This is a genomic window from Marimonas arenosa, from assembly GCF_030848945.1.
Taxonomy (GTDB): Bacteria; Pseudomonadota; Alphaproteobacteria; order Rhodobacterales; family Rhodobacteraceae; genus Marimonas; species Marimonas arenosa.
In genome coordinates, this window is sequence record NZ_JANHAX010000022.1 from 1 (window position 1) to 234 (window position 234).

Consider the following 234-nt stretch of genomic DNA (forward strand, 5'->3'; position numbering starts at 1 on the left):
CGTGCCCTGGCGATCCTGCGCGATGCCACCGCAGGGGCCGAGGACGGGGAACTGTTCCTGGAACATTCCGTGTCTGAATCGCTGGTCTTCGACGACGGGCGGCTGCGCAATTCAGGCTATACCGCCGAACAGGGCTTTGGCCTGCGCGCTGTCCGGGGCGAGGTGACGGGCTATGCCCATTCGACCGAGATTTCGGAACCCGCGCTGCGCCGCGCGGCCGAAACCGCGCGCCTG

The 234-nt window shown here is 67.9% G+C and carries 1 protein-coding gene; it reads left to right on the forward strand.

Features of this window, described 5'->3' with window-relative positions:
* On the forward strand, positions 1–234 hold a 234-nt coding region (locus NO357_RS21315; protein WP_306737781.1), incomplete at both ends, for a PmbA/TldA family metallopeptidase.